This is a genomic window from Clostridioides sp. ZZV15-6388 (assembly GCF_020657755.1).
Lineage (GTDB): Bacteria > Bacillota > Clostridia > Peptostreptococcales > Peptostreptococcaceae > Clostridioides.
Window position 1 is genome coordinate 1 of the sequence record NZ_JAGWCU010000029.1, and the last position, 22,302, is coordinate 22,302.

19 protein-coding genes are annotated in these 22,302 nt (G+C 28.8%); 4 read left to right on the plus strand and 15 right to left on the minus strand.

The window, feature by feature from the left end; translation table 11 throughout:
- The first annotated feature begins 316 nt into the window (after positions 1-316).
- The 4 genes from KGF48_RS20395 to KGF48_RS15310 all read left to right on the plus strand — a co-directional run bounded on the left by KGF48_RS20395 (position 317) and on the right by KGF48_RS15310 (position 1,609).
- Positions 317-445 carry a hypothetical protein gene (locus KGF48_RS20395; RefSeq protein WP_255611777.1) on the plus strand — a complete coding sequence of 43 codons (129 nt, stop codon included), beginning with the start codon at positions 317-319 and terminating at the stop codon, positions 443-445.
- A 245-nt stretch (positions 446-690) separates the two neighbouring features.
- The gene (locus KGF48_RS15305; RefSeq protein ID WP_227842319.1) at positions 691-867 is read left to right on the plus strand and encodes a hypothetical protein; all 177 of its coding nucleotides are present in this window, start codon (positions 691-693) and stop codon (positions 865-867) included.
- Between the two features lie 192 nt (positions 868-1,059).
- Positions 1,060-1,188 (plus strand): hypothetical protein, encoded by a 129-nt coding sequence (locus tag KGF48_RS20400; RefSeq protein ID WP_255611776.1) that lies wholly within the window; start codon positions 1,060-1,062, stop codon positions 1,186-1,188.
- 244 nt (positions 1,189-1,432) lie between these two features.
- Complete coding sequence (locus tag KGF48_RS15310) at positions 1,433-1,609, plus strand: AbrB/MazE/SpoVT family DNA-binding domain-containing protein (RefSeq protein ID WP_131008412.1); 177 nt, start codon at positions 1,433-1,435, stop codon at positions 1,607-1,609.
- A gap of 44 nt (positions 1,610-1,653) precedes the next feature.
- Here KGF48_RS15310 and KGF48_RS15315 read toward each other — a convergent pair whose 3' ends face one another.
- From KGF48_RS15315 to KGF48_RS15385, 15 genes are all read right to left on the minus strand, one after another.
- Positions 1,654-2,460 (minus strand): N-acetylmuramoyl-L-alanine amidase, encoded by an 807-nt coding sequence (locus tag KGF48_RS15315; RefSeq protein WP_227861477.1) that lies wholly within the window; start codon positions 2,458-2,460, stop codon positions 1,654-1,656.
- Positions 2,460-2,726, minus strand: coding sequence for a hypothetical protein (locus tag KGF48_RS15320; protein WP_021365420.1), 267 nt, complete (start codon positions 2,724-2,726; stop codon positions 2,460-2,462). The genes KGF48_RS15315 and KGF48_RS15320 overlap by 1 nt, the downstream gene beginning before the upstream one ends.
- Before the next feature lie 45 nt (positions 2,727-2,771).
- On the minus strand, positions 2,772-2,942 hold the full coding sequence (locus tag KGF48_RS15325; RefSeq protein WP_227842318.1) for a hypothetical protein: 171 nt from the start codon (positions 2,940-2,942) through the stop codon (positions 2,772-2,774).
- 24 nt (positions 2,943-2,966) lie between these two features.
- Positions 2,967-3,296: a hypothetical protein gene (locus KGF48_RS15330; protein WP_227842317.1), complete on the minus strand. Its 330-nt coding sequence runs from the start codon at positions 3,294-3,296 to the stop codon at positions 2,967-2,969.
- A 15-nt stretch (positions 3,297-3,311) separates the two neighbouring features.
- Positions 3,312-5,264 (minus strand): hypothetical protein, encoded by a 1,953-nt coding sequence (locus tag KGF48_RS15335; protein WP_227861478.1) that lies wholly within the window; start codon positions 5,262-5,264, stop codon positions 3,312-3,314.
- 73 nt (positions 5,265-5,337) lie between these two features.
- Complete coding sequence (locus KGF48_RS15340) at positions 5,338-5,475, minus strand: XkdX family protein (protein ID WP_227842315.1); 138 nt, start codon at positions 5,473-5,475, stop codon at positions 5,338-5,340.
- Positions 5,475-5,807 carry a hypothetical protein gene (locus tag KGF48_RS15345; RefSeq protein ID WP_227842314.1) on the minus strand — a complete coding sequence of 111 codons (333 nt, stop codon included), beginning with the start codon at positions 5,805-5,807 and terminating at the stop codon, positions 5,475-5,477. The genes KGF48_RS15340 and KGF48_RS15345 overlap by 1 nt, the downstream gene beginning before the upstream one ends.
- 18 nt (positions 5,808-5,825) lie before the next feature.
- Positions 5,826-8,231 carry a hypothetical protein gene (locus KGF48_RS15350; RefSeq protein ID WP_227861479.1) on the minus strand — a complete coding sequence of 802 codons (2,406 nt, stop codon included), beginning with the start codon at positions 8,229-8,231 and terminating at the stop codon, positions 5,826-5,828.
- Positions 8,232-8,402: 171 nt separating this feature from the next.
- Positions 8,403-10,193 carry a phage tail protein gene (locus KGF48_RS15355; RefSeq protein ID WP_227868219.1) on the minus strand — a complete coding sequence of 597 codons (1,791 nt, stop codon included), beginning with the start codon at positions 10,191-10,193 and terminating at the stop codon, positions 8,403-8,405.
- Positions 10,193-12,412, minus strand: a complete 2,220-nt coding sequence (locus tag KGF48_RS15360; RefSeq protein WP_227861386.1) for a hypothetical protein — start codon at positions 12,410-12,412, stop codon at positions 10,193-10,195. Before KGF48_RS15360 ends, KGF48_RS15355 begins: the two co-directional genes overlap by 1 nt.
- A 17-nt stretch (positions 12,413-12,429) precedes the next feature.
- Positions 12,430-12,735, minus strand: a complete 306-nt coding sequence (locus KGF48_RS15365; protein WP_074145198.1) for a hypothetical protein — start codon at positions 12,733-12,735, stop codon at positions 12,430-12,432.
- Complete coding sequence (locus KGF48_RS15370; protein WP_227861387.1) at positions 12,722-15,481, minus strand: phage tail spike protein; 2,760 nt, start codon at positions 15,479-15,481, stop codon at positions 12,722-12,724. Before KGF48_RS15370 ends, KGF48_RS15365 begins: the two co-directional genes overlap by 14 nt.
- A 1-nt stretch (position 15,482) precedes the next feature.
- Positions 15,483-16,238, minus strand: coding sequence for a distal tail protein Dit (locus tag KGF48_RS15375; RefSeq protein WP_227842306.1), 756 nt, complete (start codon positions 16,236-16,238; stop codon positions 15,483-15,485).
- A gap of 159 nt (positions 16,239-16,397) precedes the next feature.
- The gene (locus KGF48_RS15380) at positions 16,398-16,547 is read right to left on the minus strand and encodes a type I toxin-antitoxin system toxin (RefSeq protein ID WP_021365409.1); all 150 of its coding nucleotides are present in this window, start codon (positions 16,545-16,547) and stop codon (positions 16,398-16,400) included.
- A 127-nt stretch (positions 16,548-16,674) separates the two neighbouring features.
- Entirely contained in the window at positions 16,675-22,224 is a 5,550-nt protein-coding gene (locus tag KGF48_RS15385; protein WP_227868220.1) for a phage tail tape measure protein, read from the minus strand.
- Between the last annotated feature and the right edge of the window lie 78 nt (positions 22,225-22,302).

A 22,302-nucleotide genomic window follows, 5' to 3' on the forward strand; every position in this document is an offset into this window, starting at 1 on the left:
AACTTAATTATACCTTAATTGGATATATTTATCTATTTTGTTTGTTTATTGTTGTTATTTTTTCACAAGTGTTGGTATTTCAATAATTTATTAAGTTTAGTTTTGTTGTTTATGTTTTATTATGCTTAATTTAAATTTATTCTATTCTTTATTTTCGGTGGCAAGATGGTGGCAAGTTTGGTTTTGCCACCATTTATTTTTATTTGTAATAAATATAGTTCATTAATATAAATTTATTGAAAAATATGGAAATAAGTCTTGTTTTTGCCGGTTCGGCATGTTATAATATAAATATAGAGAGGAGGTGAAAAAGAAAATGAGTAGAATAGAAAGAAGAAAAAAAGATAGAGAAAACAAACTCGCCAAAGTTAAAACTGCTCTCTCTATCTTACCTATTTTAATAAATTTAATTGATAAACTAATTAAATTATTAAAAGACTTATAGTTTTGTAAGCTAGGAAGAATTTAATCTTCTTCCTAGTGACTTCTTTCTAAATATTATAACACATTTTCTATAAAATATGAGTGATAAAGTTTATAAAATCTGTATTATCATAGTTGCTATAACTATAGTAATAGACATAATACTTTTATTCTTACATTTTAATATTAGCAACATAATAGGACTAATAGTAAGCATTTTATTGTTAATATTTGTTAAATTACAATATAAAAAAGGAGGAAAATAGTTTGGAACAAAAAGAATCTAAAATAGTTTACAGTAAAGGCGGTTCAGGTACTTATTCAGCTAAAATTTCTTTACCTTTAAGCCAACTTGAAAAAATGGGATTTACAAGGGAAAAACGTAATGCAGTAGTTATTTTTAAGGAAGATGAGATTATAATAAAAAAAGCTTATGAGAAATAAATTTGAAATAAGTGGGTGTATAATGTAAACATCCACTTATTTTTATTATATTTTGTATTTTATGTTAATAGGTTTTATAAATTTATTGAAAAATATGGATAAAAGTGTTGCACATTACGCCCCGTAATATTATAATATATTTATAGACAAGGAGGTGAGAAAGTAAATAACTAAGAAAGGAGGACAAAGAGAGTGGGGAGATTAGAAAGAGTCAAAAATAAAAGAGAAAACAAATTTAATAAAATTAAAAATGTTTTCTCTTTCACATTAGTTTTAATTAATCTAGTACTCGCAATACTTAGATTGATTAAAGAATTATAAGTTTTAAGCCTAGAAGGAAAAACCCTTCCTTCTAGGTGACTTCTTTCTAATATTATAACATACTTTCTAAAATAACATGGGTAGAAAATTTTACAAAATATGTATTGCTGTTGTTTTAATAACTATAGTGTTCGACGTAATACTCTTAATAAAAAGTTTTGATATATGGAATATAATTGGATTATTAATAAGTATCTCACTATTAGTTTACTTTACAAAAGAATTAAAAAAGGATGGGAATTAAATGGAGCAAAGAGAATTAAATATAAGTTTTCATAAGAGTGGAAATGGCTATACTACTACTAGATTATCTTTACCTATCAATTGGGTTAAAGAACTGGGTATCTCTCAAGATGAAAGAAAAGTTATAGTTACACTTGAAGGTGGAAAAATAATTATTGAAAAAGCTGAAAATGAATAAAAAAAGAGGTAGTAACTATTTCCAGTTACTACCTCCTAATCAGTTTACTTGTTTATAAAATCTAATGCCTTATAAAGAGTGTCAAATCTATCATTACCTTTTATCAGGGTATAATTTTCTTTAGTCATGGAACCTATCTTCTCACATGCTCCACCACCTACAACATATAAATTTTCTGTCTGACCTGGCATGTAATCTTTTATATCACATATTAGTATTTTCCCATCATTATATCCCCAACCAACCACAGTTGCAGGGATTTTATCAACTGCTCCATCATAAACGATTGTATGTTTGTACATGATTTTTCCCTCACCATTCTCTTTGTTATCTATTATCTTATTTAAAATACCTTCTGCTATTAATTTAGCAACTATATCTTTATGTCTAATATAATAATCTGTATCTGCTTTACTATCTACGAAGCACACTTCTATTAATATTGCAGGAGCTTTTGTATGACTAAGCCAGTAAAGACCTCTTACATCCGATTTTGCACCTCTATTTTTAAATATTGTTGCTAGTTTTTTGTTGACTCTTTCAGCGTATACCTTACCATTGTTAGTTTTGTATATTGTCTCTGTACCCATAGGATTTAGAGTTGTTTTATTTGCGTTGAAATGGATTTGTACTGCTAAGTCTACATTTTGCCTATTGGCAATTTCACATTGTTCTGCTAAATAGTTATTAGATTTATCTACTTTTCCAGTATACACAATAGCTCCACCTTGTTTCAACCATTTAACAATTAAATCAGTTAGTATTCTGTTTTCTTTTCCTTCATCTATATAACCAACTGCCCCTGTTCCTTTTCCTGTTAGTGTATGTCCTGGCATTATTGCTACTTTCATCATTTATCACCTTCTTTCTGTAGCATCACCTTTATATCTGTTACATCTTCCTTTATTTCCTCTACATCAGTTTTCATTGCTCCCATTTCAACAAGTATATTTTTATTGATTTCTTGTTGTTGTGTCGATAGTTCAATAAAGTTTTCTACTGTCTTTTTATACATGTCCCTATCTTCTTTTTTCTCCTGCATAGTATTTTTGAATAGTAAAGCACATAAGATTCCTATTGCTCCTAAACTACTTAATTCTGTTAATAATTGTTCCATGATGACCTCCTACTAAAATTGATATAAAAAAAGAACCTTTGTGTTTTAGATAATAGGTTCTTTTGGTACTTCTTCTTTATTTATCATGTTTGTTAATTCTGTGTATTCATTCTCTTTAATTCTGCTTAATGCATAGAATACATCCAATTTAGTCTGCAATTCTTCTTTAGTTTCATAATTTTTTTGTTCAATCATTCTTTTTAAAATATTATACATGTTGTTCCCTCCATTTTTATAATTTTATAACACATTATTTGTGTTAAGTTCTAAAATAGCAATTCTATAAGCATTATCTACTAATAAACTATCTTGCTGTTTTTGATTTTCTATTAAAATTGTAATTTTATCCACATCTATTTCTTCTATACTTGGCTCTGATTTAGGTGGATTATTTTGTAGTTCTAGCCACTCATTATAAACCTGTTCTCCTGTTTTAATTAGTTCTCCATCTTTTATCACTGGAGTAAATAATTTTTTATCATCTGTAATAAAATAATTATCTATATTATTTAAATCATTTTCAAAGCCATACTCTATTAAAATATCTTTTTTTTCTTTTAAATTTAACATACATTTTTTCCTTTCTTATTCAATAAAATAAGTTCCATAACTATATATATCTGCATTACTTCCTAATTGCGTAATTTGAAGGTATCCATTTGCAAAATTAAAATACATAAAGCCTTGAACTAATTGATTATTTTGGGTTGTAAATATTGGAAAAACATAGAAAATCTTAGGTGTAAATCCATCAGGAAGTTTCAATAATGCAGTACTATCTGTAATTATTCCACCAGTTATACGCATATGAAAACTAACTTGATTTCCATTTTTACTTATTATAAACCCATCGTTGTCTGAAACAGTTCTCTTCCATCCATTCAATAATTTGTTAGATAAATCTATGATTATATTTTTAGACTGCATATTATTTATATTTTTTATAGTATCTCTAATGACTTCTATATGGCTACCTAAATTTTGTGTACTTTCAAAACTAATGTCTGGTATCACAATACCTGTGTTGCAAATAAATTTAGTTTGATTATTATATTGTTCTAAATTTAGTGATGTTAATTCAATTTCTTGTGGTTTTGCAAGTTGATAGATGATAGTTATTGGATTATTTTTTATCCATTCACTAAACCCATTTCCATCTTGTGTAGTAAGTTTACTTTTTAATATTTTAAATGCTATATCACCACTACCAGTAGTTGAGCATCCCTCTATGTCATTATTGTTAAAATCATTTCTACTTTTTCCATTTAAATTATTACATAAAACATATGCTGTGTCTAAACTATCTACAACAGCTTGAGGAGTTAATGTTCCCATAAATTGCAGAGTATTATCATATACATGTGATAAATTAAGATTTCCAATATCAGTATAAGTATGTTCCTCACATCTTTTTATTAAGTAATATTTATTATTTTTATAAACTATTTCATCTTTTACTCCATTTGGTAAACTTCTTAATGTATATGGAATTGTCTTTTTATCATATTTATTTCCTTTAGTTATAATTGTTTTATTCCCATTATCATGTAAATCTTTTATTATAGTAACTCTTAGATACTTTGCATTTTTAGGGCTTCTAGCAATATAAAAAATATCTTTATCTCCTATTATTCTTTCGTTTAATGATGCTGGTATGAAACTTTTATTTATATCATACCAACAAATATTTCTACTACAATTATAAAAAGTATACTCTGTATCTGGTTCTATTTCTATATAGTCTAGGGTATATTTATGATTACTAGCTTCAGAAATAAGTTCCTCTCCATTAAGATATTGTAAAATATAATTATCTTTAAAGTCAGCATTCTTATTAAAGATATTAATTTCACTATATTGATAACTTAAAAGTTCTATTTTATCTCTTTGCCCAACACTTAATAGTTCGTTAGAGTAATCTATGTTAATATCTGTATAATCTCCTTCTAATATGGTAATTTTCAAACTTACTTCATAACCAGATGCAAGTGTATCATTATCTAAAACACTCCTTAAAACAATATTACAATCACTTAAGTCTGATATTGTTGTAAATGTATATCTGAATTTACCAATTACGCCTCCTAATATGGCTATATTTGTCAGATTAGGAATAAATACTGAATTTTCTTCACCTAAACTATGAATATATATTCCACTTGTACTAGGTAAAGTGTTTTTATCAACATCAACTATTATTGTATATATAGTATCTGGTTTATACAAAGTATAATTGGTTGTAAAAAAATTAGAATATCTTATATCATTTTCTGTTATTATATTTATTTTTCCATCTACAAAAGTCGATTTCCATAAAGAAAAATCTGAACTAGTTTTTCCCCATAAATCACTTAATGTCTTCCCTTGTATATTAAATTTAGTACAATAACCCTTTTTACTATTTTCTATTATATATTCTCCTGTTGATATGTTATGATTTATATTTTCTATCTCTTTCAGGTTTTCTATCTCTTCAAGTCTTTTATCTGTATTATTTGGTGTATGTTTTAGTTTTTTTATAATATCTTTATTTTTCAAATTATCACCTCTTTAAAGTGTTTAGAGAACTGCATATTAATGTAGTTCTCTATTTCTTCCAATAAAAAAAGAACTACGCTATATAGTTCTCACCTATTATTTGCTTATACTCTGTTTCTGTTATTTTATTTTTACCTACTGAATTTTTGACCATCTCTTTAGTCCACATTTTATTATCATAGTAGTATTTTATTTTTTCAAATCCTAACATTATATTAATCCTCCCATCATTAGTGCATAGTTTATATTAGCATTTTCCTGTTCTAATTCTTTAATCTTCTTTAATGCTTCCTGCTCTGGTGTTAAAGGTATTTCCACATACTCATATGTAATCTCTTTTGTTGCCTTGTCTACATACATAATAGATGTAAACCCTTCCCTTTGTTCTGCTTCTACTACTTCATCAACTAATATTCCATTTAATTCCAACTCTTGAGCTGATTTATTTAGACCATGTACTTTGTCAAAAGGCATGTTATGAATTAAATTTACCTTATATATATTTTCCTCTTTGTGTTCTAGTCCTGTTAAATATTTTTGCATTTTATTTCCTCCTAATTTTTAATTATAATAAGCTACTTTTTGTAATACATGTGTATTTTTCAATTTACTTATAGTATTAAGATTATAAGTTATAACAATATTATTAGATGAATCTAATAATATTGATTTAATTGAGTTAGTAAAAGATGTTGATTTCCATATTTCAGTGCCATTAGAGGCTATTTTTCTTATTGTCCTATCAGATCCACCACTATAAATATTAAACTCTGAATCTACACATACAGAGTTTACAGAATCAGTGTGACCTGAAAACTTCCATATCTCAACACCATTAGAAGATATTTTTCTTACTGTTTTATCATTACTAGCACTATAGACATTATATTTAGAATCTACACATACAGAGTTTATAGAATCAGTATGACCTATAAATTTCCATATTTCAATACCATCAGAAGATATTTTTCTTACTGTTTTGTCATTGCTACCACTATAGACATTATCATGTAAATCAACTGTAACTACAGTAATATAATCAGTATGTCCTGTAAATGTCCAGAGTGAATTCATAAATGTATCATCTCTTTCTAGAGATGTCTTGATAATAGTATTATCATAACTACCACTTACTAAATTATTACTATTATCAATTACTAGGCTAATAATAACATCTGAATGTAAAGAGAGTTCATTAGAAACATTATTAGGATCAGCTAAAAACATTAGCTCGCTGATGCCTCCACAGTACACTAAACCTTCATTATTAGTACATACTGAATATATACCTAAACTAAATGGAAAATTATATTTCCAAATAAGATCACCTGAAGGTGATGTTTTAATTACTGTGTTATCAAATCCATCACAATTTATTATATTATCATTGGAATCCATACATGTTGACATAATCATGTCAACATCAAGATTAGTTGTCCATATATTATCGGGATAAGGATATACTTCTTCTACAAGAGTTGCTAATTTAGTTACCTTATGTATTTCATTTTGCTTATCTTTTGTGATTAAAACACCATAATTTTGTTGTAATCTTCTTATAGTTTTATCATTACTTCCACTATAAACATTGTTGTTAGAATCCACACATGTACTTTTAACAAAGTCTGTATGTCCTGCAAATTTCCATATTTCAGTACCATCAATAGATATTTTTCTTAAGGTTTTATCATTACTACAGCTATAAATATTATTTTGGTAATCTACATATACAAATTGTATTACATTAGTATGTCCAGTAAATTTCCATATTTCAATTCCATTAGAAGATATTTTTCTTACAGTCTTATCTTCACTAGCAGTATAAGTATTATTATTAGAATCAGTGCATACAGAATATACTGTATTAATATGTCCTGTAAATTTCCATATTTCTACTCCATTGCCTGAAATTTTTCTTACAGTTCTATCACTACTTCCACTAATAATATTGTCTTCAGATCCTGCAAATACGGACTGTACAACGTCTGTATGACCTGTAAACTTCCATATTTCCACTCCATTATTTGATATTTTTCTTACAGTTTTATCTTGACTTCCACTATAAATATTATTGTTAGAATCTATAGAGATAGACATAACACTACTAGAATGACCCATGAATTTCCATATTTCAATGCCATCAGAAGATATTTTTCTTATAGTTTTATCATAACTTCCACTAATTATATTACTATCAGAATCAGTGCATACACTTTTAACCCAGTCAGTATGATCTGAGAATTTCCATATTTCCTCTCCGCCTGAAGATATTTTTCTTACAGTTTTATCATAGCTTCCACTAATTATATTGTCATTAGAATCTATACATACAGAAAAGGTTTCGCTTTCATGTCCTGTAAAACTCCAAACTTCTTCAACATCTTCAGGCATATCTGGCATTTGTTTTATACTACTAATATTACTTGCCATAGTTTGAAATGTATCACTACTATTAGTTGGTACTTTTTTGTCAGTAATAGCAGTAGCGATTAATTCTTTTCCATTACTGACAGATTGAAAAAGCTCCCCCAAAGCACCTTCCACAGTACTACTTTCAAAATTATTAGCTGTATCATCTATAGTTATTTTATTAGCTGTTACAACGTTTATAGCAGAATTTCCATTTACAACTATACATTCACAGTTAACATTAGATTCATTAAAAAGTTCTATTTTATTATCATCGATTATTTTATACGATACTAATATAGATTCATTTGTAGTAGTATCTATTACATTTACAAGTATCTTTCTTGTTACAAGATTGTGCTCGACTAAAGTTTTATAATTATCTTCTTCTAAAGTCCAATCATCTTGAACTATAAGCTTAGATATAGCTACATTAGTACCCCCTTGAATAAGTTTATCTAAATCTTCCTTGCTTGCTTTCTTACTAAGTTCTAGGTTAATATTGTCTTGTTCATTATTTAATTTATTAATATTCTTTACTACATCTTCATTTAACAATTAATCACCTTCTTTTCTATAAATAAATCATTTCACAATACCTATATTTCAACTAAACTGCTTAATTGTGTAACTAATTGTTCCATAACTTTCCTCCTAATTTTTGATTATTTACTTTAAATATAAAAAAGATTAGACTGTTAATCTAATCCTTTAGATGTCTTATAAATATTAAATTGCTTGATACATTGAATAAGTAAAGTAACCATCTCCTTCTTGTGTGTATTTAGCTCCTCCTAAAGTTATAAATTTTTTATTTTCATCTTTAGCACCGTCTCCCCTGCCTGCTTCTATACTTGTGTTATATCCATGGTATACAACACCAAATCTACCAGTTCCACTGCTGTAACCATAACAATAAGTTACACCTACATAAGCATTATTAATAACTTGTGATGGGGGATTATCTGAGTTTTGTTCGTTTGTGATAACGCTAAAATAACTAGTATTTTTTAGCGTACTATGTATATTAGCTTTATAAGTTTGCAAAGTCCCGTTTTTATTAACTAATATGCTTTTAGCTGTATTGCTTTTAACTACTCTATTGAATGCAAATGGTGTGCTTGTTATTTTATTCATAGCTGTACTTGAGTTTGCCACTGCGTTCATAGCTGTACTTGAGTTTGCCACTGCGTTCATAGCTGTACTTGAGTTTATCACTGCGTTCATAGCTGTACTTGAGTTTATCACTGCGTTCATAGCTGTACTTGAGTTTGCCACTGCGTTCATAGCTGTACTTGAGTTTGCCACTGCGTTCATAGCTGTACTTGAGTTTATCACTGCGTTCATAGCTGTACTTGAGTTTGCCACTGCGTTCATAGCATGAGAATTAGTTGTAATAGAATTTATACTTAGTGTGTTTTCTATAATCACTCTCATGATTGATAAATTATTTATTATATTATTTATTATATCAAGAATATATGTGCTATTTTCTACAGTTGAATTTTTATCATTTTCCATGATTTCATAATTTTCTTTTATTTCTGTTAATAATGGAAATGTCTGATTCTTGTAAGTAGTAGAGTTAATTGTAGGCTTTGCCCCCTCAATGTTGTTTTGTATTGTGGTTGTATAAATATTTATTGTAGTTAATAATGTTTTTAATCCTATTATTTTAGGAAAAATTTCTTTTGCTATATCTTCGTTTGTTAACATAATTTCTAGTGGTGTTTTATTATTGTTTAATAGTTTTACAGCTTCTAAGTTTTTTAAAAGTTCTATAACAGAATTTGCGTTAGTTGCAATTTGTTTCATTGCATCATTACTATTGATTATAGCCTCTCTAATTACATTATTTTTTAAAATCGCCTTTATAACCGTTGGTTCTACTGTAACTTTTAAAATGTATTGACCTAATAAATCCATAGCGTTTGGATTTGCCACAACTGCGTCCATGCTGGATTTACACATAGTTAAAGCTACTATCGCATTACTATTATTAAGTATTGCATTAGTAGCTTCTGTATTTGCTAATATTTCATCTATAGTTGTAAGACTTTCTAAATCAGTATTATTTAAACTAAAAGTAGAATTAAACCATAATCCTATAGTTGACTTTTCTTGTTCCCTTCTAACATATCTATCATACCCTGCTTTAAATTTTTCCTCTAATGAATTATAATGCTCTACAGTCATTCCTTTTACTACATTATCAGCATTTCCTAAACTAAATATATCTGTTCTATAAAAAGCATTTAATTGTTCCCCTAGCTTAGTACTTTTATCAAACAAGTTATCTATGTCTGTTTCTGAAAAAGCTGTATACACAACTTCTCTAATTCCTCTATCAGAAAATAAATATAAGCTATTTAAGTATAACTCTTCCCAAATTCTGTGATTACCCTCATACAAAATATAACTTTCAGAACCATTTAACTTTAAATCTTGTAAATAGTTTAAAAAGTTTAAAGGTTCTCCTTGAATATCACTATTTATTTTATAAACCTCTGCCCAACTCACTAAATCACCCCTTCATCTGTAACAGATTCTTCTATCTTTCCACTCTTAAAGTTAGTTATTGTTGTACTGATTAATATATCATTTACATATTTTTCTTTTGATATAGAACCATTTGTATTAAACTTTGTAATATACTTGATATTATTATCTAATACCTCTGTTATAGAGCCATTTGTATTAAATTTTGTCTCTTTATTTTTAAAAGTATCTAATTCAGAAAGTTTTTCTTTTTCTTCAGTTGTATAATCTTCTGTAGATAGTTCTTTTCCTTCAATTTTCTCAACATATATATCATGAGTATGTTCTAAATTAGCTTTTTTATCTAATCCATCTTTTAATAATCTTTTTGTCTCTATACTAGAATAAGAACTTTCAAGAGACTCTATATCATCATTAATAGTAAATTTTATAAGTTCAATAGCAGAACCACCATTAACTACTGTAACTTCAATATCTATAGCAACTTCATTAAATAGTACTATATTATTATCATCTATAATTTTGTAAGATGTAATCAAACTTTTCCTATTAAGTTTATCTATTGAAGAGACTAATATTTTTTGAGTAACAAGGTTATGTTCTACTGAAAGTTCAAATCCTCCATCAACTTCAATCCATTCAGATGTATCATATGATTTATTAAATGCTACATTTATTCCACCAGCAATAAGTTGCTCTATTTTTAAATCTAGTTTATTAAAATCATAAGTTAATCTCTCTTTTAAAGTGTCTTTTATCTGACCATCTGTTGTTTCTTTTGATTGTAATATTTCTCCTGCTGTATCTAAATTTTCTAATTCACTAAATCTATTTTCAAATTCAGTTATTTTGTTAGATACAGTTGTTGTCATATCTGTCTTAGCAGTATTTACTTCAACTATTTTGTTATCAACCTCATCTACTTTATCATCTACTTTTTTCTGCATATTAATTATAGATGTCTGCCTAGTTGACTCATTTAGTTCTCTAGTTCCCTCATTGCTTTCTCTAAGCTCTTCATTCTCTTCTCTTTTAATCTCTGAATTTTGTCTTATTATTTCATTCGCTTTTCTTGTTTCTTCATTTGTTTCCCTTGTTGTTTCACTAACTTTTCTAGCTTCCTCATTGGTATTTCTAGTTGTTTCACTAGTTTTTCTTATTTCTTCACTTGCTTTTCTAGCTTCTTCATTAGTATTTCTTGTTTCTTCACTAGTATTTCTTACTTCTTCACTTGCTTTTCTAGTGTTTTCATTACTTTTTCTTATTTCTTCATTTTCTTCTCTTGTTTCTTCATTACTTTTTCTAAGGTCTTCACTTTCTTCTCTTTTAGTTTCTGATTCTTGTCTAGCTACTTCATTAGTAACTCTTGTTTCTTCGCTACCATTTCTTATCTCTTCACTTGCTTTTCTAATATTTTCATTTGATTCTCTAGTTTCTTCACTAGCTTTTCTTATTTCCTCATTTGCTTTTCTAACAGTCTCATTGCCTTCTCTAGTTTCCTCATTAGTATTTCTAGTTTCTTCACTTGACCCTCTGACTATCTCATTTGTTTTTCTTATTTCTTCATTAGCTTCTCTTGTTATTTCACTTGTCTTTCTTATTTCTTCATTGGCTTCTCTTGTCGTTTCACTTGTCTTTCTTGTTTCTTCATTAGCTTCTCTAGTAACTTCCTGTGTTTTTCTTATTTCCTCATTCTCACATCTTTCAACTTCACTATATTTTCTCTGATTTTCGCTTTCAATCCTTACATTCTCATTACCAATTCTAACATTTTCAGAACTTATTCTAATTTCTTCATTAGATTTTCTTACATTTTCATTTTCTTGTCTTTCTTCTTCATAACTTAATACATTTAATATGTCCTTTATTATATCCCAGCTAGGCTCATCCTCTATTGCATTTCTATTTATACTTTTTTCAACTTTTATTATTGTAGAAAATGTAGTAACTACCTTATCATCTTTGTATAAAGTTATCTCAGAAATAACATCTCCTTCTTCTGAAAGCTCTATATGACTTAATTCAGTATAAACAGTTGAACCTTCTATAGTACAATTTTTCTGAGTAACTCTTCCACTTGGTAAATTAAAAAATGCTAATGCTGTATATCCAGTCAAATCAACATCTATAGAATCTTGTACTATTCTCATGTTATAAGATACATTATTATCATTTTGCTTATACCTTGCTATTTGATACATCTTTGTGTTGATGTCTACAATATAAATTCTATCTCTCAAGATTTATCACATCCTCTCTATGCATCTATTCCTCCCTTAAACTCTTCAACACTTTCCTTTAACCAATTGTAGCAAGCTTGAACTTGATTTACTCCACTTATATCTAGTGTATTTGTATCTAAATATAGGGCAAAATCATCTTCCTTCATCATATAATTCTTAACAATTATTGGTTGCTTATTATCTAATCTTCTTTGCTCGTCTTTATATCCAGCAATAAATACATTACATTTTTTTGCACCATAACTACTATTTATTGTTGTTATCCTCCAATAGTTAGCCGTTTGCCCCATTGCATTTGTTATATCCTTAGAAATTGCCATGTTGTTCTTCTCCTCCCATTATTGAAAAATATTCATGTTCTTTATCAATTCTACTTCCCTTTACACTAAAATCTACTTTCCCAGTATATCCAGATACTTTAAAATATCCATCCTGCTTTTCTACAACTTCAACTTTTCCATTAGAAGGGAATACAGCATATCTTGAAATAGCTTTAGCATAAGTACTGTCTAATTTAACTATAGTTCCTGTTTCTTCCACTTCTACATCAAATAAAATATCTTCTATTAATGTTTGTGGACTGTCAACTGGTGACATACCAAAAATAGTTCCATCAATTTCAATAGAACCTCCTTTTTTAGTCCCATCATCATAAAAAGCATGTCTTTCTCTTCCATCACAATAAATGGCAGCAGTTCCATCATTCCATGCTACAAAACCAGTTTCTTCACTTTTAGTATACAACCTTAAAGCTCCAGACATATCAAAAACTGCACTATCCCATCTAATTTCATCCTGATAAAAATAAACACTTGAGCTAGCAAATCTATTATAAATAGTTGTACTACCTATATAAAAATTTATTGAAGAACCATCTACAGCTACATAATGACTTCTATCATACTGGAATCTAATTGATTTACCTATGCCAACTCCATTTAATGCAGTAGCATCTATTGCACATTCAGCTCCATTACCTGAAAAAAGTAATATTCTTGGGTTTGATGAACTAGCCCCTATTTTGTCACATAAAATAGTACCTGTGTCTATATAATCAGCATTTATATATAATCTGCTTCCTCTTAAATATATTCCACAATTTCGATTCCCTGTTAATGCATCAAACACTGCTTGTTGGTCACTAGTTAAAACACTTTCATAGTTGTTTTTATCACCTATAGACAATTCATTAGCTCTTATATTAACTTTTCCATTACTATCTACTTGTAAAGTTATATAGCCATCATTATCTCTTACAGTTAAATTTCTACCATTTATAAATTGACCTTCTAAAGTACCAGTTTTTATATAACTAGCATTTAGATATAACTCATTCCCAACCATATATAGTCCCTTTGCAAGACCATTATTAGTTAATTTATTAAATATCTCAAGTTGAGTTATATTATCAATTTCTCCACCAATAATAGACTCTAGTGACTTACCTTTTAATGTAAATGTAGTTGCTCCTATATGAACATTTCCAAAACTGTCTATATTTAGAGTTGTTTCGCTATTTCCATCAACTACAACTAAATTCTTTGCTTCAATATACTGACCTTTTACTTTTCCTACATTTATCTTATCTGCATCTAAATCTCTTATAACTGCATGACCTATAGCTGCTTCTTCAAAATATTCAGCAGCATCACTTAATTTTCTAGTTGTTGCACTAACTTCATTTGAAAATTCATTATAGTTATCATGTGTATTTCCTGCCCTTACTCTATAATACCAAGTCTGCATAGGCTTCACTTCATGGAGTAATGAACTTGCTTGACCTACATATATCCTATTTGTGTATCCTATAGTATCTGGTTCAAATCCTTTTATTTGAGATGCATATACTTCATAGTTATAATATAACTTATTATCAAAAGTCCAATCTAACTGAATCATACTCCATAACCCTAATACTGTGACATTTGAAGGCTCTGGAAGTGTATCCGGAAAATTATCACTTTCAATTACAATATTATCTACATTGTTTTGAACCTTATCTATTTTTTCTTCTAAATCATCTATTCTTTCGTCTTTAAAATGATTTACTAAGTCACCAATTTCAACCGAATTGTATTTCTTTAATACTGGATTATATTCAGTTTTTACTACCCTTGCAGTAGCATTTATACCTAAGTTATAGTCTCTAACTATTATCTCATCATCCATATTTACAGTTTCAAGCATCTTATAGCTTTTATAATCTTCTGTAGTTGATAAATCTACAAATTCTACTTTGTAAGTAACTTTAGGTAAATCAACATTATTTTCAATAAAATAGTCTTTACATTTATTCCTTAAGCTTTCTTCATTCTTAACATCATCATCTGAAAAATCAATTGCAACAATTCTTTGAGTTGGATAATTATTTATATACTTGCTTTCTATATATTTTTCTGATAGTGTAATTTTTTTATTTTTACCACTTTTTTTAGTTGCATATGGATATATCTTAGTTATAACTTCTTGTGTATCATAAGTAGCTGTTAGACCTATTATATTCTTCCTATATGCTAGTAATACATTGTTACTTTCTCCAATATGATTTAATAAACTTATATTAAAATTATCTCTTTTTAGTTTAGACTTATTATTAAACAATTCTTGTATGTCAGATATAGCATTATGCGGGCTTACACAAGATATTGAAAAGTCTTTATTTCCTGTTATATCTGAATATCCTACAAATCTATTTTCTTCAGTACATGACCTAAATATTTGATTAAGAGCTTCTTCACAAGTAACATTTTTAAGTTCTAAGTTTTCTATAAAATTATTTAATAAATCGTAACTAATGTGTTCTGCTTTAACTAATATTTTTCCATCAAGTTCCTTAGAAATATAGTAAATCCTAAATAATTGATTTTTAAGTCTTGGAGAAGCATCAGCCATAACTATTTTATTATAATCAATTTCATCAAATAAAAAAGAGCCCACATAATATGTAAACTCTAACTCAAATAGTCCATTTAATTCTTCTGTAACTTTTGTTTCAACTGCATCTTTTAGAATCCCCAAACCATTATTTTTAAAATTTGTTTCATTTGCTGTATATAATCTAAGCAATCTATAACACCACCCATCTAGGTTCTATCTCTATTTTTTCTACATCTCCAGAGTATGTTATTATATTTTCACCATGTTTAAATGTTGGAAAATCTCCAAACATCCTACTATTTTCATTGACTACATCATTTGTATGAATATCTATTTTATATGCATTCATAAGTTCACAATCAATATATATATGCCCTTGAACTTCTGTAAGTTCTATCACCTCATTATTTATTTCTAATGTTATATCTCCATTTCCAAATACTTTTATAAGAGGATACGAAGCCATTCCAGTGTTTATTAGCTTAGAATTTGATTCATTTATTGTAATTAAATTATTAACTAATTGTTTCTTAAGTGGTTTACATTCAAATGTAATCTTAAAATATCCTAAATCTTTTATAACTTCCTCTAAATCTAGTTTATTAATACAAATCGCTTCTCTATAATAGTTTGGGTCTCTACTTATAATAAGATTTTTATATGAAAAGTCAGTTTGTAACCACATCTTTATTTCAGATGCTAGTATATTAATATCTTTACCATCTACATCTATATAGCATTCTATTTCAAGATTAAAATTACTATAACAACCTTCATCTAAAATAAGGCTACCATTCCTTCCTGGTATCTCTATTCTTTCAAATCTACGTTCTGGCGATGCAAGTTCATTAATATCTGTAATTACAATACCAAAATCTCTACTATTTATTTCGCCATATTGAAAAGAAACTAGTTCATTTTCACTGACACAGTATTGTAAAGCCAAATTATCACCTCCTATATATAAAAAAAAGATGACTCAAATTTTTCTTTTGATACATCTCCTTCTATTTACTTTGCATATTTTTGCTAAGATGTGATATAATAAAAGCAAGAAGAACTACAATCTATTGTCAGTAGAGCGGAGTTCATAATTAAAAGCTAATTATTTTTTATGGAATTTGATTTTTAAATCAAACTCCCAGCCACTCTTTCGCACAGAGTGGCTTTTTACTTTTGCAAATATCTTACTTATTAAGCAAAATATTAAGCTAGCAATAACACCAGCTATTACATTAAGTAAAAAGTTGTTCATACTTACCACCTCCTTTCATTAGAAAGTAGGTTTTATCTCAGTATGAACTCCACTCTTAGATTATAGGTTACATCTTCTTGCTAAAAGTATTATACCACAATTTGGATATTAAAAAGATATTATCACATTAAAACTTTAGTTTTCTATTTGTAATAAATGCTATTTCAGAACCTAATTGCTCTATATCTTGTTTAGTATTATTTATAAATTTTTCTATATGTAAAGTTAACTCAACTTTCTTATCACTACTTTTTTCACTATCAACTTTACTATTATTATTTATATTAACAGTTGCATCCTTCAGTAAATTATTTGATGCTATCCCTTTTGCCAGAGTATCTGAATATGCTATACTTTGTAAATTTTCTATTTCATTTCTAAACCTTGCTGCTTCTTTTCTTCCTCCTGTAGGTATATTTACATCTTTAAACCCTATATTAGAAAGTTGTTTATTTATAGAATTAACTATGTCACTTAAAACCTTACCCAATGCTCCTTGCATAGATTTAATACCATCTATCATACCTTGCATAGAATCTTTGCCTGTTTCCATAAACATAGCTGGTACTACTCCAAATTTATCCTTAAAACTTTCAATTTGTTCCTCTATACTTCTTTGCATTTCTTGACCTAGTTTTCTATACTCTGCATCATAAGTTTTTTTCAATTCTTCAATTTCTTTTTCTATTCTATATTTTTCATCTTCTGTATCTTCTTTGGCTCTTCTTTCAGCTATTTTCTTCTTTTCTTGATATAATCTTTCGTATTCTTCTAGTTGCTCTTTTGACATCTTGTTAATAGCTTCTATCTCGTTATGAGCTTGTGGTCCTTTAGCTAATAATTCCTCATATAAATCTTTACCTACTTTTGTAGATAAATCTGCCATATCAGTGTCCCATTTTCTAAGTACATCGACTTGCTCTTCTAAGTTTTCCATTAACTCATCATTGTCGATTTCCTCAAATGTTACAGAAGAAAATAAATCTGTATAATCCATTAAAGACTTTACTCTTGAGTCATATATCTTTTGATATTCTTCATTGAGTTTCTTTTGGTCCTCAATATATTTCTTATCTAAGTTTGCTACTTTTTCAGCATAATCTTCTTTAATATCATTATATTTTTTATTGAAATCTCTTTCAGCTTTTATTTTCTCTTCTCTAAGTTTTTGAAGTTCTTCTTGATGCTTTTCAGTATCCTCTTTTTCTTTCTTATCATATTTTTTATTTATTTTTTCAAGTTTTTCTCTATATTCTTCTTGGTCTTTTACAGATTTCTTATTATATTTATCTTTAATCTTCTTTAATGCTGCTAGTTTTTCTTTTTTATTCTTATATTTCTTCGCTTCTGCTTCTTTTATTTCTTCATTTTCCTTATCATTTCTTTCCTTTTGGTCTTTTTTATACTCTTTATCTAATTCTGCTATTTCTTCAGCTTTTTCTTCTTGTAGCTTTTGAACTTCCTTATTAAACTTTTTAATTTCTTGAGCTTCTTTTATGTTTCCGTTGCCTATTATTGCTTGGACTGTTCTGAGTGTATTTGTTAATCCTTCTTCTATGTTTGACAATCCATCTAAATATGCTTTTGCTGAGTTTTCTCCTGCTTTTTTAAATTGTGAGACAGAGCCAGCAAATACTTTAGCTGTGCTATTCATAGTACTCATAATTTCATCAAAAATACTACCTCTCATGCTTGTATTATTAAATATTGACATTTTATTTATACCAGCAGCAAGAGAATCTTTCATTTTAATATTAGATTCAATAAACTCATCACTTCTAAATGAAAAAGATACTGGTTTTGGCACTGAAGAAACTGCACTTCTCATTGCACTTTTTTTACTATTAAATCCATCTATCCATGCTTGACCAGCTCCAGAACCAGCACTTTTAAATTTACTTCTAGAATTATTTGCAGCTGTTACAGCATTACTCATAGAAGTAGCAACCACTTGTGCTAATCTAGAGAATGATGTATTTACACCATTGTATGCATCAGACCCAGCCTGTTTAGCTACTTGTGCAAGTTTTGTAAATGATTGTTTAGCACCATTGTACATCGCTGTGCTTGATTGTTGTATAGATTGATTAGCTTTTTTAAAATCTGCATCTGTAGTTGTTGCAACTTTACTTGTACCACTTTTAGCTCCACTTGCCATTTTGTTAAAGTTATTAGTTGCATTAGAAGCCATTGTTGCAGTTGATTTATTTGCGTTAGCTTGTGTTGTATTTAAGTCTTTAGTAACAGAAGTCTTTAATCCACTCACTTTCGAAGTTGCAGAACTTACATTAGCATCTACTTTCAGAGTCCCAGTAACATTGTTCAACTCTTTTGTTTTATTAGATACTTCCTCTAGTTTTTCTTTACTATCTCCTGTATTTACATTTGTATTCACGTTAGCAGTTTTAGGCAATGCTTCTATTTCTTGTTTAACACTTGTTACATTTTCCTTACCACTTACACTAGTTTCAATTTTTATTCGTTCTTCTTTTGGAAGTGCATTGAGCAACATTTGAGTTGATTCAACATCTTCTTTTCCCTGTACATTACTTAAAATATTAGTTATAATTTCTGGTGGTATTTTAGCTAAAATATCATTTACATTTTGGGCACCAGTTAGAGCTTCCATATTATTAGTTTTTATATAAGTTTGTATCTCTGGTGGCAACTGTTGATATAGATTATATAATTTTAATATTTCTTCTTCGCTTTCAGTACCATTATTTTTTAAAGTTGTAACAACTTCTTTAGGTACCTGGTCAAAAGATTTAGCAACTTCTGAACCAGCTTGATTTGCTTCTTCTTCCATTGCCTTCCAATACGTACTAGATTCTTTTCTCAGATTATCTATTAAAGTAGCTCCATCAATACCCATTGAATTGAAGTTGGATATAATTGCATTTTTCATTTGTTCTGCACTCATAGAACCATCTGTCGCAACTCCCTTTAATATATCACTCCAAGTACCACCCATAGACGTAAGAGCTGATATAGTCTGTTCATCCATACCTTGCATGACTCCAGCAACATTTTCTGCCATTCCTTCAAATCCAGCTTGACCTATTGTTTTAAATTGATTAAATACATCTGTTGCATTTTGTTTTAAAACATTACTACTATCTTTTACATTTTCATTTATCAACCTCATAGCCTTATCTATATCTTGTTGTAATGTTTCTGTACTGTATTTACCACTTATAACCATGCTTTCTAAATTTGCTGAAAATTTTTCTGTAGCTGCTGTAGAATCCATACCTTGGTATATCCCTTCGAATAACACTGCCATACTATCTGATGTACCTCTAAGGATAGCAATTGACTGATTATCAAGTCCCTGTAAATTTTCAGTAAATGTACTTGCAACTTGACCTACGTTGTCTCTTGTAAGTTTAGGCCATTCCTTCATTATTAAGTCAAATGTTGATGTAATTGAACTTAATTGACTTGCAGTTGAGTTTTTTATTTTTTCTAAAGCACTTGAAGTTTCAGCTCCTATATTTGACATAGCTTTTGCTGTATTATTTTCTATATTAGCCCAAGTTTTATCCCAAATATCATCTACTTCCCAAATCTTTCCACTCAGTATAGCTGCTAATCCTTCTGCTGCTCCTTTTAACAGTATCAATAAATTTCCTAGCGTCATTTGTGTCACACCAGCTATAAATTCACATACAGTCCCTATAACGGTTCCAAATGCGCCAAATTTATTTTGTAAAAACTCCAAAGCATTCGCATTATCTCCTATCATAGTTATAAGACCTGCTATTGCTCCTACAAGAACTGCTATTCCTACAGGACTTGCTAAAACGGCTGCTCCAAAGCTTACAATTGCCCCCTTCGCTAATCCAAATAGAGAAATTATTTTAGGTATATTTACAATTAAAATACTTAAAATAGTTAATAAAGGACCTAATGTTGCTACTACTGCACCTATTGTTACTACAATTCTTGCTATTTCTGGATTAGCTTTCATCATACTACTTGCCCAGTTCATGAATGAGGTTATTATTTCTGCCACTTTTGATATAACTGGTGTCATAGCTTCTCCCAAATCAGACAACATATTCTTTGTTGAATTCAATGCATCTTCAAGTTTTGTTTTTGTAGTATTATCCAATTGTTCAAAAGCTTTATCACAAAGTCCAGTAGAATTTTTCATATCTTCTAACATCTGATTAAATGAATCAGCACTCTTTGTCCCTTCAATTATTTCTCCTGTAGTTTCATTAACTGCATCACCTAATAGAACATTAGCTGCCTTTGCTCCGTTTGCTGAACCAAATAGGTCTGATAAAGATAGGCTATTTTTTTTTGCATAATCATTCAGCATTAATAATACATCTGCTGTTGTTTTACCCTCTTTTTGTAAGTCAGCAAAACCTTTATCTGTTAATTTTTTAAGCACTTTATCTATTTTAGAGCCACTTTTAGAAAGATCCTTATACATTTCACTCATATATGTTGTAGCTTCAGCTGAAGCTATTCCTTTTGAAGTTAATATAGCATATCCAGCACCTAATTGTTCAATTGATACATTTAAAGATTTTGCTGTTGCTATTATTTTACCCATAGAACTTGCAAGTTCATCCACTGTTACTTTCCCTTTATTCTGAACCTGTATAAGTACATCACTCACATGAGCCAAATCTTTTTGAGACATACCATAGGAATTTTGAATTGTTGTCAATACATCTGTAGCCTTTGCTAAATCTGTTAACCCTGCTGTTGCCAATTTATCAGCTTGTACTAAAAATGCTGTTACATCTGCTTGCTTTACACTGGCAGAAATAGCATTATATGCAGCATTGGCATATTCATCATAAGCCATTCCTATTTCATTAGCACCTTCTTTTAGAGAGTTTGCATAAGCATCCCATTCACTTTTTCCACCTTTAAGTTTTTCTGTATTAAGTTGTAATATGGAGTTAACAACTGCCATAGCCTGTTCAGTATTTGTTGCTGCTGTTACTGCTGCAGTTCCCATATCTACTAATCTAGCTGTAACTGTATCAGTCAATGTCTGCCCAATATCTCTCATTTTGCCACCAATTTCTTCAAATGGCATGCTACTTAATGAATCACTAAGTCTATTAGCTTCTGCCTCTGCATTATTCATAGCTGTTCTCATATCAGTTAAAGAATCTTCTCCATTTTCGATTTCATTACCTAACTGAGTTTGAGAATTTTTAAGTCTCTCAATAGCTTCTCTATATCTTTGCGACTGCTCTGAACTTTCTCCATACATACTATTACAACGTTCTAATTGTTGTTCATATCTTTCTATTTTGTTTCCTATTTCAGTGTACTTTTGCTTTGACTTATCTATTTCACTTGTAAGTTTAGATATACCTTGAGCATATGCATCTATTGTGTTTCTAGCTGTTTTTAGTTCATTCTCAGTCTGTTTTATAGAATTTTTTAGTGATGAAAAAGGTCCACTTGAAGTCGATGCTATTTTATTTAATTCTGATGCTGCTAATGCTGATTGTCTACCTATTTGTGTCAAAGAATTTGCTGTATCAGAAATTTGTTTTCCCATTGCTGTCATAGCAGTACTAGTAGACTTAGTGTGTGAATTAAATTGACTAAGTTGTTTAGCTGCATCAGCAAGAGCTTTAAAAAACTTTCCTCCATCTAGGTCTAAGTAACCAACTGCTGTTCCTAATTCTAGGGACATATTATTCCTCCTTTCATACAAATTTTCTAAAACTTTTACTTAATTGCCTAAAATTAAGTAAAATAAAAGCACCTACCT